Annotated in this window: 13 protein-coding genes and 1 tRNA gene; 5 read left to right on the top strand and 9 right to left on the bottom strand. The window is 64.9% G+C overall.

Annotation, left to right across the window (positions count from 1 at the left end):
• Position 1 precedes the first annotated feature (1 nt).
• Genes AC6H42_RS32885 through xdhB form a run of 3 tightly spaced genes read left to right on the top strand, consistent with a single transcriptional unit; the run spans position 2 to position 5,177 of the window.
• A complete protein-coding gene (locus tag AC6H42_RS32885; RefSeq protein WP_057155524.1) occupies positions 2-1,303 on the top strand; it encodes an NCS2 family permease in 1,302 nt (433 codons plus the stop codon).
• 11 nt (positions 1,304-1,314) lie between these two features.
• Entirely contained in the window at positions 1,315-2,826 is a 1,512-nt protein-coding gene (gene xdhA, locus AC6H42_RS32880) for a xanthine dehydrogenase small subunit (RefSeq protein ID WP_497549920.1), read from the top strand.
• Positions 2,823-5,177 carry a xanthine dehydrogenase molybdopterin binding subunit gene (xdhB, locus tag AC6H42_RS32875; RefSeq protein ID WP_057155526.1) on the top strand — a complete coding sequence of 785 codons (2,355 nt, stop codon included), beginning with the start codon at positions 2,823-2,825 and terminating at the stop codon, positions 5,175-5,177. The genes xdhA and xdhB overlap by 4 nt, the downstream gene beginning before the upstream one ends.
• A gap of 75 nt (positions 5,178-5,252) precedes the next feature.
• On the opposite strand, the gene AC6H42_RS32870 is transcribed toward xdhB, so the two are convergent.
• The 6 genes from AC6H42_RS32870 to AC6H42_RS32845 form a co-directional block, all read right to left on the bottom strand.
• Entirely contained in the window at positions 5,253-5,831 is a 579-nt protein-coding gene (locus AC6H42_RS32870) for a PEP-CTERM sorting domain-containing protein (RefSeq protein WP_497549919.1), read from the bottom strand.
• 123 nt (positions 5,832-5,954) lie between these two features.
• Positions 5,955-6,341: a MerR family transcriptional regulator gene (locus AC6H42_RS32865; protein WP_497549918.1), complete on the bottom strand. Its 387-nt coding sequence runs from the start codon at positions 6,339-6,341 to the stop codon at positions 5,955-5,957.
• An 85-nt stretch (positions 6,342-6,426) separates the two neighbouring features.
• Positions 6,427-7,104, bottom strand: a complete 678-nt coding sequence (locus tag AC6H42_RS32860; protein WP_057155529.1) for a YceH family protein — start codon at positions 7,102-7,104, stop codon at positions 6,427-6,429.
• 51 nt (positions 7,105-7,155) lie between these two features.
• Positions 7,156-8,385, bottom strand: coding sequence for a glycerate kinase type-2 family protein (locus AC6H42_RS32855; protein ID WP_057156061.1), 1,230 nt, complete (start codon positions 8,383-8,385; stop codon positions 7,156-7,158).
• Positions 8,386-8,518: 133 nt separating this feature from the next.
• Positions 8,519-9,883: a dicarboxylate/amino acid:cation symporter gene (locus tag AC6H42_RS32850; RefSeq protein ID WP_497549917.1), complete on the bottom strand. Its 1,365-nt coding sequence runs from the start codon at positions 9,881-9,883 to the stop codon at positions 8,519-8,521.
• 68 nt (positions 9,884-9,951) lie between these two features.
• A complete protein-coding gene (locus AC6H42_RS32845; RefSeq protein WP_497549916.1) occupies positions 9,952-11,016 on the bottom strand; it encodes a tartrate dehydrogenase in 1,065 nt (354 codons plus the stop codon).
• 114 nt (positions 11,017-11,130) lie between these two features.
• Between AC6H42_RS32845 and AC6H42_RS32840 the strand changes: the two genes are divergently transcribed.
• A complete protein-coding gene (locus AC6H42_RS32840; RefSeq protein ID WP_497549915.1) occupies positions 11,131-12,048 on the top strand; it encodes a LysR family transcriptional regulator in 918 nt (305 codons plus the stop codon).
• A gap of 10 nt (positions 12,049-12,058) precedes the next feature.
• Here AC6H42_RS32840 and cysE read toward each other — a convergent pair whose 3' ends face one another.
• From cysE to rnr, 3 genes are all read right to left on the bottom strand, one after another.
• A complete protein-coding gene (gene cysE / locus AC6H42_RS32835) occupies positions 12,059-12,802 on the bottom strand; it encodes a serine O-acetyltransferase (protein ID WP_057155533.1) in 744 nt (247 codons plus the stop codon).
• 128 nt (positions 12,803-12,930) lie between these two features.
• Positions 12,931-13,677 (bottom strand): 23S rRNA (guanosine(2251)-2'-O)-methyltransferase RlmB, encoded by a 747-nt coding sequence (rlmB, locus tag AC6H42_RS32830; protein ID WP_057155534.1) that lies wholly within the window; start codon positions 13,675-13,677, stop codon positions 12,931-12,933.
• A 55-nt stretch (positions 13,678-13,732) separates the two neighbouring features.
• Entirely contained in the window at positions 13,733-16,213 is a 2,481-nt protein-coding gene (gene rnr / locus AC6H42_RS32825) for a ribonuclease R (protein WP_497549914.1), read from the bottom strand.
• Between the two features lie 325 nt (positions 16,214-16,538).
• Here rnr and AC6H42_RS32820 point away from each other — a divergent pair.
• Positions 16,539-16,623 (top strand) — tRNA-Leu (locus AC6H42_RS32820).
• The last annotated feature ends 14 nt before the right edge of the window (positions 16,624-16,637 follow it).

Here is a 16,637-nt window from a genome sequence, read left to right as displayed (position 1 = left end):
CATGAACTTCCTGGATAACTACTTCAAGCTCAGTGAGAACGGCAGCAACGTCCGCACCGAGGTATTGGCCGGCATTACCACCTTCCTGACGATGGCTTACATCATCTTCGTCAACCCCTCCATCCTCGGCGACGCCGGCATGCCGAAAGACGCCGTCTTTGTGGCCACCTGCGTGGCGGCGGCCATCGGTACCCTGATCATGGGCCTGTACGCCAATTTCCCGATTGGCCTGGCGCCCGGCATGGGCCTGAACGCCTACTTCGCCTACGGCGTCGTCAAGGGCATGGGCTTCCCCTGGGAAGCGGCGCTGGGCGCGGTGTTCATCTCCGGCTGCTGCTTCCTGGTGGTGAGCCTGCTGCGCGTGCGCGAGAAGATCATGAACGCCATCCCGGCCTCGCTGCGCACCGCCATCCCGGCCGGCGTGGGCTTGTTCCTGGCGTTGATCTCGCTGAAGAACTCGGGCATCGTGGTTTCCAGCCCGGCCACCTTCGTCACCATGGGCAACCTGCACGAGCCGGCGCCCATCCTGGCCATCATCGGCTTCCTGGTGATCGTGGCGCTGGACCGCCTGAAAGTAACGGGCGCCCTGCTGATCGGAATCATGACCGTGACCGTGCTGTCGTTCTTCTTTGCCGGGAACACCTTCAACGGCGTAGTCTCCATGCCGCCATCGATCGAACCGACCGTGTTCAAGCTGGACATCATCGGCGCCATCTCGCACGGCCTGCTGAACGTGGTGCTGGTGTTCTTCCTGGTCGAGCTGTTCGACGCCACCGGCACCCTGATGGGCGTGGCGCAGCGCGCTGGCCTGATGAAAGACGGCAAGCTGCCGCCGACCATGAACAAGGCCCTGCTGGCCGACTCCGGCGCCATCATCGCCGGTTCGGTAATGGGCACCTCGAGCACCACCGCCTTCATCGAAAGCGCCGCCGGCGTGCAAGCGGGCGGCCGCACCGGCCTGACCGCCGTCACCGTCGCCGTGCTGTTCCTGCTCGCGCTGTTCATCGCGCCGCTGGCCGGCGTGGTCCCGGCCTACGCCACCGCTCCCGCCCTGTTCTTCGTAGCCTGCCTGATGCTGCGCGAACTGGCCGAAATCAACTGGAGCGAAACCACGGAAAGCATTCCCGCCGTAATCACCGCGCTGGTGATGCCATTCACCTATTCGATCGCCAACGGCCTGGCGCTGGGCTTCATCAGCTACGCCGCGTTGAAACTGCTGACCGGCAAGCACAAGGAAGTCAGCGGCATGATCTGGGGTATCGCCGGCGTATTCCTGTTCAAGACCATTTATATCGCAGGTTGAAGGAGTAGTCCATGTCTCACCCGATTCGTTTTTACTACCAGGGGCGCGTGCAGGAAGTCGCGTCCAACTCAGGCACCCCGCCCACCCGCACGCTGCTTCAGCATCTGCGCGAAGACCAGCATTGCACCGGCACCAAGGAAGGCTGCGCCGAAGGCGACTGCGGCGCCTGCACCGTCGTCATCGGCTCGCTGGTGAACGGTGAACTGGAAATGCGCAACGTGAACTCGTGCATCCAGTTCCTGCCCACGCTGGACGGCAAGGCCGTGTTCTCGGTGGAAGACCTGAAGCAGAAGGACGGCGGCCTGCACCCGGTGCAGGAAGCGCTGGTCGAATGCCACGGTTCGCAATGCGGTTTCTGTACCCCGGGCTTCGCCATGTCCTTGTGGAGCCTGTACCTGAAGCAGGAAGAAGTGAAAGCTTCAGGCCAGACCGCCCCCCTGTGCCGAAAACAAATCGATGAGACCCTGTCCGGTAACCTGTGCCGCTGCACCGGTTACCGGCCGATTATCGATGCCGCGCATCGCATGGGCGAATTGCCGCCCGTGAGCTTTGACCGGGAGGCCCTGGTGGCCGCCCTGCAAGACCTGCAACGAGATACCATGTTCAGCTACACCCACGACGGCCAGTCCTTCCATGCGCCGCGCACCCTGGCCGAGCTGGCCGAACTGCGCGCCGCCAAGCCCAACGCCACCATTTTGGCGGGGTCCACCGATGTGGGCCTGTGGGTGACCAAGCAGATGCGCAACCTGGGCGACGTGATCTACGTGCGCCAGGTGAAGGAACTGCACCTGATGGGCATGGTGGACGGCATGCTGGAAATCGGCGCCGCCGTGTCGCTGGACGACGCCTACCGCTCGGTGGGCGACCTGTACAAGAACGACTCGCTGCACGAACTGTGGCAGCGCTTCGCCTCGCAGCCGATCCGCAGCACCGGCACCCTGGGCGGCAGTGTCGCCAACGGCTCGCCCATTGGCGACTCCGCACCGTGGATGATAGTTCTGGGCGCCGAAATCGTGCTGAATGGTTCGCAAGGCCGCCGCAGCATGCTGCTGCAGGACTTCTACCTGGACTACATGAAGAAGGACTGGCAGCCGGGCGAATTCGTCGAAGCGGTGCGCATTCCGCTGCCGAAGGCGGAACAGCAGTTCCGCACCTACAAGCTGGCCAAGCGCTACGACCAGGACATTTCCGCCGTCGCTTCCGCCTATTGCATCACGCTGGAAGACGGCATCGCGCGCAATGTGCATATCGCCTACGGCGGCATGGCCGCCACCTCCAGGCGCGCGCCGCTGGCCGAAGCGGCCATCGAGGGCAAGCCGTGGAATGAGGAGACGCTGAAGGCCGCCATGGCCGCGCTGGCGCAGGACTACACCCCGCTGACCGACATGCGCGCCACCGCCAGCTACCGCATGAAAACCGCGCAGAACCTGCTGCGCCGCTTCTGGCTGGAGTCGCGCCCCGACGGCGCCCTTCCCGTCACTTCGATCAACGCGTTTGCATTCAAGGAAAAGGACGCAGCATGAACAGTAAATCCGAAGCGTTCATGACCATCGGCGCGGCCCAGGGCTGGGCCGAAGTGGGCCAGAACCACCCGCACGAATCGGCCATCCTGCACGTGCTGGGCGAAGCCACCTACACCGACGACATCCCCGAAGCGCAAGGCACGCTGCACGCCGCGCTGGGCCTGTCGCCGAAAGCGCACGCGCGCATCCTGTCCATCAACCTGGAGCCGGTGAAGGCCATGCCGGGCGTGGTGGCCGTTTATACCTACAAGGACATCCCCGGCACCAATGACTGCGGCCCGATTATCCACGACGATCCGATCCTGGCAGAGGAAAAGGTCGAATACGTGGGCCAGCCCATCTTCATCGTTGTGGCGCAAACCCACGACCAGGCGCGCCACGCCGCGCGCAAGGCCGACATCCAGTACGAAGAGCTGCCAGCCATCCTGACGCCGGAAGCGGCGCGCGACGCGGAATCGTTCGTGGTGCCGCCGATGCGCCTGACGCGCGGCGACGCCAAGGCGGCCTTCGAGCGCTCCAAGCATATCCTGAAGGGCACGCTGCACGTCGGCGGCCAGGAGCAGTTCTACCTGGAAGGCCAGATCTCGTACGCGCTGCCCAAGGAAGCGGGCGGCATGCACGTCTACTGCTCCACCCAGCACCCCACCGAGATGCAGCACGTGGTGGCGCATGCGCTGCACATCGCTTCGCACGCGGTGGTGATCGAATGCCGCCGCATGGGCGGCGCCTTCGGCGGCAAGGAATCGCAGTCCGCGCTGTGGGCCGCCTGCGCGGCGGTGTGCGCCAATGCGCTGAAGCGCCCGGTCAAGCTGCGCGCCGACCGCGACGACGACATGATGGTGACCGGCAAGCGCCACTGCTTCTACTACGAGTACGAGATGGGCTATGACGACAACGGCCTGATCACCGCCGCCAAGGTGGAGATGGTGACGCGCGCCGGCTTCTCGGCCGACCTGTCGGCGCCGGTGGCCACGCGCGCGATCTGCCACTTCGACAACACCTACTACCTGAGCGACTGCGACATCCGCGCCATGGCGGGCAAGACCAACACCCAGTCGAACACCGCCTTCCGCGGCTTCGGCGGCCCGCAGGGCGCCATCGCCATCGAGTACATCGTCGACGAGATCGCGCGCAAGCTGGGCAAGGACGCGCTGGACGTCCGCAAGATCAACTTCTACGGCCGCAACGACGAGGAAGGCCGCAACTACACCCAGTACGGCCAGAAGGTGGTCGACAACGTGATCCATGAGCTGGTGGACCAGCTGGAGAACGACAGCGCCTACCGCGCCCGCCGCGAAGCCATCCGCGCGTTCAACGCCACCAGCCCGGTGCTGAAAAAAGGCCTGGCGCTGACACCGGTGAAATTCGGCATCGCCTTCAACGTCACCCACTTCAACCAGGCAGGCGCACTGGTGCACATCTACACCGACGGCTCGGTGCTGGTGAACCACGGCGGCACCGAGATGGGCCAGGGCATCAACACCAAGGTGTGCCAGGTGGTGGCGCATGAACTGGGCATTCCGCTGGCGCGCGTGCGCGCCAGCGCCACCGACACCAGCAAGGTCGCCAACACCTCGGCCACGGCCGCCTCCACCGGTGCCGACTTGAACGGCAAGGCCGCGCAGGACGCCGCCGCCACGCTAAACCGCCGCCTGCGCGAGTTCGCCGCCAAAACGTACGCCTGCGAGCCGGCCGCCGTGGTGTTCGCCAACGGCATGGTGTACGCCGGCGACGCCACGGTCAGCTTCCCGGACCTGGTGCAGAAGGCCTACCTGGCACGCGTGCAGCTGTGGTCCGACGGTTTCTACGCCACGCCGGGCCTGAGCTGGGACCGCGAGAGCATGACCGGCAACCCTTTCGGCTACTACGCCTACGGTGCGTCCGTGTCGGAAGTGGTGGTCGACACGCTGACCGGCGAATGGAAGCTGCTGAAAGTGAACGCGCTATACGACGCGGGCAATTCGCTGAACCCGGCCATCGACGTGGGCCAGGTGGAAGGCGCCTTCATCCAGGGCATGGGCTGGCTGACGACCGAGGAACTGTGGTGGAACAAGGCGGGCAAGCTGATGACGCACGCGCCGTCGACCTACAAGATCCCGGGCGTTTCCGACTGCCCTGAAGACTTCGACGTGCAGTTGTTCAAGAACCGCAATGCCTTCGACAGCATTCACCGCTCCAAGGCGGTGGGCGAGCCGCCGCTGCTGCTGCCCTTCTCGGTCTTCCTGGCCATACGCGACGCGGTGGCGTCGGTAGGCGACTACCGCATCAACCCGCCGTTGCGCGCGCCAGCCACCAGCGAAGCGATCCTGGATGCGGTGGAGGCCGTGCGCGAGCAAGCCGAAGCACAGTAGCCGGGCCTGGCGCCAAAAGAAAAAAGCCGCTGCGGAGATTATCCGCCAGCGGCTTTTTCTTATCGGCGCAGAAAATTACTGCTTGCGGCGGCGCGCTGCGGTCAATGCTGCCAGCGCGATGCCCACCAGCATCAGGCTGCCAGGTTCCGGCACGGTGCCGCCCTGGGCAGGTGCGCCCGCATCAACCGGCGTGTAGTTGAAGGTCGCGGTCACATAGGAATTGGCGCCGACAATGTTGACTTCGGAACTCAGGAACGCGTTCACACGCAGGAGTTGGTCGGACAACAGCCCAACCAGTTGCGAGTTGCTCAGGGTGAACGATTTGGTGAACTTGTTGTCGTGTGCGGTATAAGCAGTCCAGTCGTTGCCGCCGCCGTTGCCATTGCCGTTGTTGGTCTTGTAAGTGAAATCGCCGAAGGAAATGTTCTCAGCCGAGATACTCAGGAATTCACTGGCAGTGTTCGCGGAAAAGTCACCCCGCGCCGTCAGGGTCAGCGTGGCGCCGCCGGTGAAGGTCTTGGACAGGCCGGTGAAATCGAACACGAAGTCCTGGCCAGCCACGGTCTGGGTCTGCGTTTTGGTGATGATGGTCGAATGGGCGGCGAACGAGGCGGCAGACAGCAGCAGGGTTGCGAGTACTTTTGCAAATTTCATAACACTAGTTTCATAAAATAAATAGAACTTAGCATTAAGCAATAGTTATGCCAGCATCGCAACTCCTTGATTCTTAACGGGAGCGACTTCCTGAGTAAAAGTATGTGTAAAGTTTTCCGACAGCTATGGTGATTGCAGGTCAGTTTCCATATTGGAATACAGTGCAATTTTCTGGTGGAGATAGGCCAGCGTTTCTTGCATCGCCCTCACTTCGGCCTCGACGGCAGCCGTGTGCCGGACCAGCATGGCTTTGCGTTCGGCCACGCTGGCCGGCAGGTCGCCCTGCTCACGCAATTGCGCGTAATGCTGCATCTCCTCGATCGACATGCCGGTGGCACGCAGCCGCAACAGAAAAGCGATCCAGTTGAGGTCATCGGCGCGGTAAAGCCGGTGGCCATTGCTGCGGCGCGGAATCGGCTTGATCAAGCCGATCCGCTCGTAATAGCGCAGCGTGTGCACGCTGAGTCCACACGCTTCAGCCGTCTGTTGTATCGTCAGTGAAGCAGTCATGGGGGCAGGTCATGCACCTCCGGCCGAAGGACATACGCAGTGTATGTCATGGGCGCGAAGGGGCCTGAGGCAGGTTAAAACAGGGCTATTCGAACTGCTTCCTGAACGCTGCGAACTGGGCGGCAAGGTCGCTGAAGTCCTGGCGCAGCTGGGCCACTTCGGCTTCGAGCTGGGCGACGCGGCTGCCCTGCGCCGGGGTGCTGGTGCTGCCGCCGTAACTGGCGGCGGTTTCCTCGCGCGCCAGCGCTTCTTCACCCTGCAGCAGGTGGCCGTAGCGCGGCTCCTTGGTGCCCGGCGCCAGCGGCAGCTTGGCAGCCAGCGGCGGGTATTTGTCGATCAGGAACTGCAGCGCCTGCTCGACGTCGGCCACGGATTTGAAGTCGTGCAGGCGGCCGGTGCGGGTGCGGATTTCGCCGGCCGTCTGCAGGCCGCGCAGCATCAGGACGGTCAGCACGGCCACTTTGTCCTGCTCCAGCGACCACTTGATGCGCATGCGGTGCTCGTACTTGGTGACGCGCGCGCCGGCTTGCGTGATGCCGTTGACGAACTTGCGCTGCATGAGACGCTGCAGCACGTCGGCCACGGTTTCCTCGGAGATCGACATCACCGGGTCGCGGCTGGACAGCTGGTTGCAGCCGTTGGTGATGGCGTTCAGCGACATCGGGTAGTTGTCCGGCGTGAGGGCTTCTTTTTCAGCCAGCACGGCGAGCACGCGGGTTTCAAACGGGTCCAGCAGGTTGGGGTTGTCCGCTTCGTTGGTCATGCGTTTTCCTTCTTTCGACAAGTTGCATAGTCGAATTTACCATATTCCAGGTCAGGTAATCAGGATGGCGCGGAAGTCGTTGACGTTGGTGAGCGTGGGACCGGTGACGACGGAGTCCCCCAGCGCCTGGAAAAAGCCGTGGCCGTCGTTCTCGTCCAGGCTCAGCCTGGGACGCAGGCCCAGCTCGGCCGCGCGCGCCAGCGTGTCCGGCGCGAGGATGGCGCCGGCGATTTCTTCTACGCCGTCCACGCCGTCGGTATCGCCCGCCAGCGCGTATACGCCCTCCTGCCCTTCCAGCGCCACGCCCAGCGCGAGCAGGAATTCGACGTTGCGCCCGCCCCGCCCCTTGCCCCGCAGCGTTACCGTGGTTTCGCCGCCGGAGAGCAGGATGCAGGGCTTCTCGAAGGGCTCGCCGTGCCTGGCCGTGCTGCGCGCGATTCCCCCCATGACCTTGCCGACGTCGCGCGCTTCGCCTTCCAGGCCGTCGCCGAGCAGGTGGCAGCGCACGCCGGCCTGGCGGGCAACTTGCGCCGCCGCTTGCAGCGCCATGCGCGGCGTGACGGCCAGGTGCAGTTCGGAGGCGGCCAGGCGCTGGTCCCCCGGCTTGACGGTTTCTCCTTCGCCGCTGCGCAGCAGCGCCAGCACGCTGTCCGGCGCGGCGATGCCGTAACGCGACAGGATGGCCAGCGCGTCCGCGCAGGTGGTGGGGTCCGGCGCGGTGGGGCCGGAGGCGATGTCGATCGGGTCGTCGCCTGGGACGTCGGAGATCAGCAGGGTCACCACGCGGGCCGGGGCGCAAGCCGCCGCCAGACGGCCGCCCTTGATGGCCGAGATGTGGCGGCGCACGCAGTTCATCTCGGAGATGGTGGCGCCGCTGGCCAGCAAGGCCTGGTTGACGGCCTGCTTTTCGGCCATGGTGATGCCGGGCGCGGGCAGCGGCAGCAGCGCGGAGCCGCCGCCGGAGATCAGGCAGATCACCAGGTCGTCCCGGCCCAGTCCTTGCACCAGCTCCAGCATGCGCTGGGCGGCACGGTGGCCTGCTTCGTCCGGCACCGGATGGGCCGCCTCGGCGATGTCGATGCGCTCGCACGGCACGGCATAGCCATAGCGGGTGACCACCAGGCCTTCCAGCGGGCCGGGCCAGTTGCGCTCCACCGCCTGCGCCATCGCCGCGCTGGCCTTGCCCGCGCCGATCACAATGGTGCGCCCTTGCGGCGCCGGCGGCAGGTGCGGCGGTACGCACAGCGCCGGCTGGGCGGCGGCGATTGCTGCGTCGAACATGGCGCGCAACAGCAGGCGCTCCCGCCCGCCGAAGCGGGGGCCGGGGCCGGCGGCAATGCTGCCTTCCCCGGCTGCGCCACAGGCAGCCGCCGCGTCGTGCACACGCACCTCGCCGTGCGCCGCTTCGATCAGCTTAGCCATGGCGCACCGCTCCTTCCATGGCCATGCGCACCACCGGCTGCGGCGCTTCCTCCCGCTCCGTGGCGACGGGCTCGCCGTACAGCACGTCCATGTCGGCAGTGCCGTTCAGCACCGCATCCGCCCGCACGCGGTCCAGGCCGCCGACCCAGCGCGCAATCGCCATGGTGCCGACCGCGTTGCCGATGGTGTTGGTGATGGCGCGCGCTTCGGACATGAAGCGGTCCACGCCCAGCAGCAGCACCATGCCCTCCACCGGTATCTTGCCCATGGATGCCAAGGTGGCCGCCAGCGTGATGAAGCCCGAACCGGTCACTCCCGCGGAACCCTTGGAGGTCAGCATCAGCACGCCCAGCACCAGCAACTGGTCCATCAGCGTCAGATGGGTGTTGGTGGCTTGCGCAATGAAGATGGCGGCCATGGTGTAGTAGATGCATTGCCCGTCGGGATTGAAGGTCAGCCCGGACGGCACCACCAGCCCCACCACCGGCTTCGAGCAGCCGACCTGCTCCAGCTTGTGCATCAGTTGCGGCACCACCGATTCGGACGAGCTGGTGCCCAGCACGGTGAAGATCTCCGCGCGCAAGTACTTCAGGAACCTCCACAGGCTGAAGCCCGAGAGCCGCGCCACCAGGCCCAGCACCACGAACACGAACAGGAAACAGCTCAGGTACATGGTGCCCATCAGCTGCGCCAGCTTGGCGATGGACGAGAAGCCGTATTTGCCAACCGTGAAGGAGATGGCGCCGAACGCCGCAATCGGCGCCACCCGCATTACCAGGCCAACGATGTAGAACATGGCGTTCGAAAAGCTCTCCAGGAAGCTCACCACCGGCTTGGCGCGGCTGCCCAGGTGCGCCAGCGCCACGCCGAACATGATGGAGAACACCAGGATCTGCAGGATCTCGTTCTTGGCGAAGGCGTCCACCACGCTGCCCGGTATCATGCCCAGCACGAAGTCCATGAAGCTGGCCGGCTTGGCGGCGGCCGCGGTGTAGGTGGCAATGCTCTTGGTGTCCAGCGTGTGCGGGTCGATATTCATGCCCACACCGGGTTCCACCAGGTTTACCGCCAGCAGGCCGAGGCCCAGCGCAAAGGTGGACATCACCTCGAAGTAGATCAGCGCGCGGCCGCCGACGCGGCCCAAGTCCTTCATGCTGTCCATTTTCGCGATCCCCAGCACCACGGTGGCGAAGATCACCGGCGCGAACACCATCTTGATCAGCTTGATGAAGGCGTCGCCGAGCGGCTTGAGCTTGGTGCCCAGCTCGGGATCGAGCACGCCGAGCACGATGCCTGCCGCCACGGCGATGAGGACTTGCACATATAGCGTCCCCAGGAACTTGCGGGTTCTTTTCATGATCAGTCTCCAGTTATGAGTGAGCGTGCGGCGGCTCTCGGGCCGCCTTGGCACGCGGGTGGCTTGCTTTATTGGCCGGCGCGGATGTAGCTGCACACGGCGCGGGTGACATCGGCCGTGCTGGCCGTGCCGCCCAGGTCCGGCGTGTGGACTTTGTCCGCCGTCACGGCTTCAATCGCCTTCATCAGGCGCCTGGCGGCGCCCTCCTCGCCCAGGTGCTCCAGCATCATGGCGGCGGTCCAGAAGGTCGCCACCGGGTTGGCGATGCCCTTGCCGGCGATATCGAAGGCGGAGCCGTGGATAGGCTCAAACATCGACGGGAAGGCGCGCTCCGGGTTCAGGTTGGCCGTGGGTCCGATGCCCAGGCTGCCCGACAGCGCGGCGGCCAGGTCGGACAGGATGTCCGCATGCAGGTTGGTGGCAACGATGACGTCCAGCGTTTTCGGCTTCAGCACCATGCGGGTGGTGACGGCATCCACCAGTTCGCGGTCCACTTTTACGTCCGGGAAGCCGGCGGCAACTTCGTAGAAGATCTCGTCCCACATCACCATGCCGAAACGCTGCGCGTTGGACTTGGTGACCAGCGTCAGGTGCTTGGCGGGACGCTTCTGCGCCAGCTCGAACGCGAAGCGGTGGATGCGCTCCACGCCGGCGCGGGTGAACACGGCGGTCTCGGTGGCCGTTTCGATCGGCAGGCCGCGGTGGGTGCGGCCGCCGTTGCCGGCGTACTCGCCTTCGGAGTTTTCGCGCACGATCACCCAGTCGATGTCCTCGCCTCCTTTCAGCGGGCTGGTCACGCCCGGCAGCACGCGCGCCGGACGCACGTTGGCGTACTGGTCGAAGCCCTGCGCGATGGGCAGGCGCAGGCCCCACAGCGACACGTGGTCCGGCACCTGCTGGCTGCCCACCGCGCCGAAGAAGATGGCGTCGAAGGCCTTCAGCTGTTCCAGGCCGCCTTCGGGAATGTAGTAGCCGTGCTCCAGGTAGTAGTCCGAACTCCACGGGAAGTGTTCGATGTCGAACTTGAAGCCGCCGTCGTGGCTGGCGAGCGCGTTCAGCACTTCCAGGCCGGCTGCGATGACTTCGGGACCGATGCCATCGGCTGGGATGGCGGCAATTTTATGGATGCGCATGGGTATCTCCTCAAGTTTTGTATGGGATGCAACAGCACCGTGAACACAGTGTAGTGCTGCGCCAAACCCATGGAATACGTGTAAAGTTACGCTAATTGTTCCCTGGAGTTAAAGATGATCGATCCATCCGAACTGGCGTTTTTTGTCCAGATCGTCAAGGAGGGCAGCCTGTCGGGCGCGGCGCGCGAGCTGGGTGTCACGCCCGCGTCGGTCAGCAAGCGGCTGACCAAACTGGAGCAGGAACTGGGCGTGCCGCTGCTGAACCGCACCACGCGGCGCCTGAGCGTCACCGACGCGGGCGAGCTGTATTACGCCAACGCGGTGCGTATCCTGGGCGAGCTGGAGGAGCTGGAGCGGCAGCTGTCGCAAGACCGCGCCGCGCCCAAGGGCCTGCTGCGGGTGAATGCGCCGCTGGGCTTCGGCCGCACCTACATCACGCCCATCGTGTCCAACTTCGTCAAGCGCTACCCCGAGGTGGAGGTGCAGCTGCAGTTGAGCGACCATCCGCTGAGCCTGGTGGACGAGTCATTCGATATCGGTATCCGCTTCGGCGAAGTGCCCGATGCGCGCGTGGTGGCGACCAGGATCGCGGCCAACCGGCGGCTGGTGTGCGCGGCGCCGTCTTACCTGAAGCAGCACGGGCTGCCCAAGGTGCCGAACGACCTGGTCAAGTTCAACTGCATCGTGCTGCGCCAGAACGACGCGGCTTACGGCACCTGGCGCTTTACCAAAGGACGGCAGACCGAGACGGTGAAGGTGCGCGGCACCTTGAGCAGCAACGACGGCGAGGTGGCGCTGAACTGGGCCCTGGACGGCCACGGCCTGCTGCTGCGGGCGGAATGGGATATTGCGAAGTACCTGCGCTCGGGGCGCTTGCAGATCGTGCTGGAGGACTACGCCACGCCGCCGGCCGACATCCACGCCATCTACCCGGAGAAGCACAAGCTGTCGTCCAAGGTGAAGGTGTTCGTGGAATTCCTGGCGGCGAGCTTCCCGGGTCCGGCGGGGAAGAAGCCTGCCTCCGCCTGGTAAGACCTGGCAGTTATTCGACCAGCTTGTTCAGCTGGGCGGAGTTGAACTTGTCGCACGCGGGCACGGATGGGCAATCCAGCCCCGCCGCCTTCATGGTGGCGGCCATGCGCTCGATCTGCAGCTCCTGCGCGGCGGCCTGGTCGATCAGCGCGCGCAGCGCCTTGATGAGCGGATCGTCGCCGTTGGCGGTGATGCCGTAGGCCGAGAACAGCTTGGCGGACGGGCTGACGCTGACGGCATCCTTGTCGATGATGTGGGCGGGGTTGCCGACCGCCGTGGCGCCCGCCGGCACGGGTTTCAGCAGCACGGCATTGGAGCCGACCTTGGCATAGTCGCCCACCGTAAACGCGCCCAGCACCTTGGCGCCGGCGCCGATGATGACGCCGCGCCCCAGCGTGGGGTGGCGCTTGCTGCCGGTGTGCAGCGAGGTGCCGCCCAGCGTGACGCCCTGGTAGATGGTGCAGTCGTCGCCCACCACGGCGGTTTCGCCGATGACCACGCCGAAGCCGTGGTCGATGAACACGCGGCGGCCGATCTCGGCACCGGGGTGGATCTCGATGCCGGTGATGATGCGGGCCAGGTAGGAGATAAAACGTCCCGGCCATTTCAGGCCGCGCGTCCAGCACCAGTGCGCCCAGCGGTGCAGCACGATGGCCTGCAAGCCCGGATAACAGGTCAGCACCTCCCAACCGTTGCGGGCGGCAGGGTCGCGTTCGATGATGCTGTTGATGTCTTGGCGCAGATTGCGGAACATGGGGGTGCAGGATGGAAGCCGATACTCAATGGTAGCGTATTCGGTTCGGAGTTGCTTGGGGGGCGCGGAGCCAGGGGCGGATACCTGGGGTCAGGCCCGACGGGCCCGCCCCCGGCAGCCGGGGCTGCTTAGCCTTCTTTGACCAGGCGCTGGCGGCGCGCCTCGTACAGGCAGACGCCGGAGGCGACCGAGACGTTCAGGCTCTCGACGGTGCCGAACATGGGGATGCTGACCAGCATGTCGCAGGTCTCGCGGGTCAGGCGGCGCATGCCCTCGCCTTCCGACCCCATCACCAGCGCGGTCGGGCCGGTGAAGTCGGACTGGTACAGGTTCTTCTCGCCGTCGTCGGAGGTGCCGATCAGCCAGATGTCGCGGTCCTTCAGGTCGCGCAGCGTGCGCGCCAGGTTGGTCACGGTGATGTAGGGTACGTTCTCGGCCGCGCCGGACGCCACTTTGGCGGCGGTGGCGTTCAGGCCCACGGCGCGGTCCTTCGGCACGATGACCGCGTGCGCGCCGGCGCCGTCGGCCACGCGCAGGCAGGCGCCCAGGTTGTGCGGATCGGTAATGCCGTCCAGCACCAGCAGCAGCGGCGGGCCTTCGATGGCGTCCAGCAGCTCGTCCAGGTTGCGCGCCAGCGAAATCTGCTGCGCGAAGGCGATCACGCCCTGGTGGCGGTGGGTGCCGACGATCTTGTCGAGGCGGGTGGAATCCACGGGCATCACGCGCACGCCGAGCGACTTGGCGTTGGCCACCAGGTCGGTCATGCGACGGTCGTTGCGGCCCACGTCGACAAAGATTTCCTCTACCGAGGAAGCTTCGTGGCGCAGGCGCGAGGTGACGGCGTGGAAGCCGAAAATCATTTTGTTCTTGGACATGCTTTTCTTCTTGAGGTGCCGCCCCGCAGGGAACCGGGGGGCGGCGGGTTAATGCTTAGCGCTTCTTCTTGCTCTTGCTGGCAGGCTTGGCGGCCGGTGCTGCGGATTTGCTGCGCTTCGGCTTGGCGGCCGACTGGCCGGCGGATTTGCTCTGGCTGCCCTTCGATTTGGTGGCGGCCGGCGTCCGCGACTGCACGCTCGGGCCAGGCTTGACGTTGGTGCGGGTGTCGGGCTTGGACGGCTGCTTGCGGTTGCGGCCGCTGCCTGGCTCGTCGCCCGAACCCGGGCGCACGCCGGCGGCATCCTGCTCGGCTTGCGCCAGGCGCAGGTCGATCTTGCGGGTTTCCAGATCTACGCGCACTACCTGCACGTTGACCTTGTCGGTCAGCTGGTAACGCTTGCCGGTGCGTTCGCCTTTCAACTCATGGCGCGCTTCGTCGAACTGGAAGTAGTCCGCGCCCAGGTCGGTAATGTGCACCAGGCCTTCGACGAACAATTCCTGCAGTTGCACGAAGATGCCGAAGGTGGTCACGCCGGTGATCATGCCGGTGAATTCTTCCCCCAGCTTGTCCTGCATGAAGTAGCACTTCAGCCAGGATTCCACGTCGCGCGAGGCTTCGTCGGCGCGGCGCTCGTTGGCCGAGCAGTGCACGCCCAGCGCATCCCACACGGTCAGGTCGCCGGCCGCTTTGGGCTGCTTGCCTTCGGCCTTGTCCTTGGCTTGCTGGCGGCGCGTGGCGTTCGACACGGCCGTGTTCAGCACGCTGGTGTCGGCCACTTTCGGGTCATACTTCTTGCCCAGCAGGATAGCCTTGATGGCGCGGTGCGTCAGCAAGTCCGGATAGCGGCGGATCGGGCTGGTGAAGTGGGCATAGGCCTCGTACGCCAGGCCGAAGTGGCCGATGTTGTCCGGGCTGTAGACCGCTTGCTGCATCGAGCGCAGCAGCATGGTTTGCAGCAGCGACGCGTCCGGGCGCTCCTTGATCTTTCGCATCAGCTCGGCGTAGTCGCCGGCGGCCGGCGTGTCGCCGCCGGCCAGGCTCAGGCCGACCTGCTTCAGGAAGTCGCGCACCTGCTTGAGCTTTTCCTTGGTCGGGCCGGCGTGGATGCGGTAGGTGCCGGGATGCTTGTGGCGCAGCAGCAGGTCGGCGGCGCACACGTTGGCGGCCAGCATGCACTCTTCGATCAGCTTGTGCGCGTCGTTGCGGGTGCGCGGGATGATCTTTTCGATCTTGCCGGCGGCGTTGCAGACGATGTAGGTCTCGGTGGTCTCGAAGTCGATCGCGCCGCGCTCGTTGCGGGCTTTCACCAGCGCATGGTAAACGTCGTACAGGTTCTGCAGGTGCGGCACGATGCCGGGGCGGCGCGCCGCCTCCGGACCCTTGGTGTTGCCCAGGATGGCGGCCACTTCGTTGTACGTCATGCGCGCGGCCGAATGGATCACGGCCGGGTAGAACTGGTAAGCCTTGATCTCGCCCTTGGCGGTGATGACGGCGTCGCACACCAGCGTCAAACGGTCGACCGCCGGGTTCAGCGAGCACAGGCCGTTGGACAGCTTTTCCGGCAGCATCGGGATCACGCGGCGCGGGAAGTAGACCGAGGTGCTGCGCTCGAGCGCGTCCGCGTCCAGCGCATCGTTCGGCTTCACGTAGTGGCTCACGTCGGCAATCGCGACGATCAGGCGGAAGGCGTTGCTGCGGCCGATCTTGACCGGCTCGCAATACACGGCATCGTCGAAGTCGCGCGCGTCTTCGCCGTCGATGGTCACCATCGGCACGTCGCGCAGGTCGACGCGGTCGGCCAGGTCGGCTTCGCGCACGTGGTCCGGCAGCTTGTTGGCCTGCTTTAGCGCGGCGTCGGAGAAGATGTGCGGCACGCCGAACTTGCGCACCGCGATTTCGATTTCCATGCCGGGGTCGTCCAGCGCGCCCAGCACTTCGGTGATGCGGCCTTGCGGCTGTTTGAAGCGGCCCGGCTGCTCGGTCAGCTCGACGGAGACGATCTGGTCCACCTTCGCCTTGCCCACCGGGCCTTCGACGATGATGTCCTGCGCAATGCGCTTGTCTTCCGGCGCCACCAGCCACACGCCGTTTTCCTTCAGCAGGCGGCCGATGATGTGGGTGTTGGCGCGCTGCACCACTTCGACGATGGTGCCTTCCGGACGGCCGCGGCGGTCCAGGCCGACCACTTTTGCCAGCACTTTGTCGCCATGCAGCACTTTGGCCATCTCGCGCTCGGACAGGAACAGGTCCTCGCCCGGCTCGTCCGGGATCACGAAGCCGAAACCGTCGCGGTGGCTTTGCACGCGCCCGGCCACGAAGCCGGAGTGGTCCGCCAGGGCGTAGAAGCCGTTGTGGTCCGAAACGATCTGGCCGTCGCGCTCCATGGCGTTCAGACGGCGCGTCAATACGGCGTGGGATTCGGCTTTAACATCGAGCGACAGCGCGAGAGCGCGCAGGTCGAGCGGCGCCTTGGCGCTGCGGAAGATGCCGAGGATTTCCTCACGGCTAGGAATGATGTGGGTAGATTGGTTCAAAAGTATTTCTATGGTTTTATTATTGATGGAGAAAAAATCGTGTACCGCCCTGACCAGCCACGTTGACATGGAACAGGGCGTAGTGTACCGGAGGTCGCGCCATTTGCCTAACGCGGGGCCGTTGGCCGCGTGCCTGAAAATAGTTACTCCAGGCTATTTGACTTCTCAAAAGAATCCTCTATAATTCTGGTCTTCCGCAGCGGCAACGCTGAGGAAACGGCGAGTTGATGTGCAGTATGGAACGGAAACGTTCATCTGGCGCGAAACTCTCCAAGTCGTTATAATAGCAGAAGTTGTTATGCAGTATCTGTTATGAAGTTTCAGTGCCCACGTGGCGGAATTGGTAGACGCGCATGGTTCAGGTCCATGTGCCGCAAGGTGTGGGGGTTCGAGTCCCTCCGTGGGCACCACAGAATTCCGCAAA

Source organism: Massilia sp. NBRC 108631 (assembly GCF_059704565.1).
The sequence above is the reverse complement of the archived record's forward strand: the minus strand, read 5'-3'. Positions and strand labels throughout refer to the sequence as shown.

Excerpts from the sequence above, each read along its gene's own strand:
- AC6H42_RS32850 (WP_497549917.1), bottom strand. The coding sequence starts at position 9,883 with ATGAAAAGAACCCGCAAGTTCCTGGGGACGCTATATGTGCAAGTCCTC.
- AC6H42_RS32840 (WP_497549915.1), top strand. The coding sequence starts at position 11,131 with ATGATCGATCCATCCGAACTGGCGTTTTTTGTCCAGATCGTCAAGGAG.
- AC6H42_RS32860 (WP_057155529.1), bottom strand. The coding sequence starts at position 7,104 with ATGACCAACGAAGCGGACAACCCCAACCTGCTGGACCCGTTTGAAACC.
- AC6H42_RS32870 (WP_497549919.1), bottom strand. The coding sequence starts at position 5,831 with ATGAAATTTGCAAAAGTACTCGCAACCCTGCTGCTGTCTGCCGCCTCG.
- AC6H42_RS32845 (WP_497549916.1), bottom strand. The coding sequence starts at position 11,016 with ATGCGCATCCATAAAATTGCCGCCATCCCAGCCGATGGCATCGGTCCC.
- AC6H42_RS32885 (WP_057155524.1), top strand. The coding sequence starts at position 2 with ATGAACTTCCTGGATAACTACTTCAAGCTCAGTGAGAACGGCAGCAAC.
- xdhB (WP_057155526.1), top strand. The coding sequence starts at position 2,823 with ATGAACAGTAAATCCGAAGCGTTCATGACCATCGGCGCGGCCCAGGGC.
- AC6H42_RS32855 (WP_057156061.1), bottom strand. The coding sequence starts at position 8,385 with ATGTTCGACGCAGCAATCGCCGCCGCCCAGCCGGCGCTGTGCGTACCG.
- AC6H42_RS32865 (WP_497549918.1), bottom strand. The coding sequence starts at position 6,341 with ATGACTGCTTCACTGACGATACAACAGACGGCTGAAGCGTGTGGACTC.
- xdhA (WP_497549920.1), top strand. The coding sequence starts at position 1,315 with ATGTCTCACCCGATTCGTTTTTACTACCAGGGGCGCGTGCAGGAAGTC.
- rlmB (WP_057155534.1), bottom strand. The coding sequence starts at position 13,677 with ATGTCCAAGAACAAAATGATTTTCGGCTTCCACGCCGTCACCTCGCGC.
- cysE (WP_057155533.1), bottom strand. The coding sequence starts at position 12,802 with ATGTTCCGCAATCTGCGCCAAGACATCAACAGCATCATCGAACGCGAC.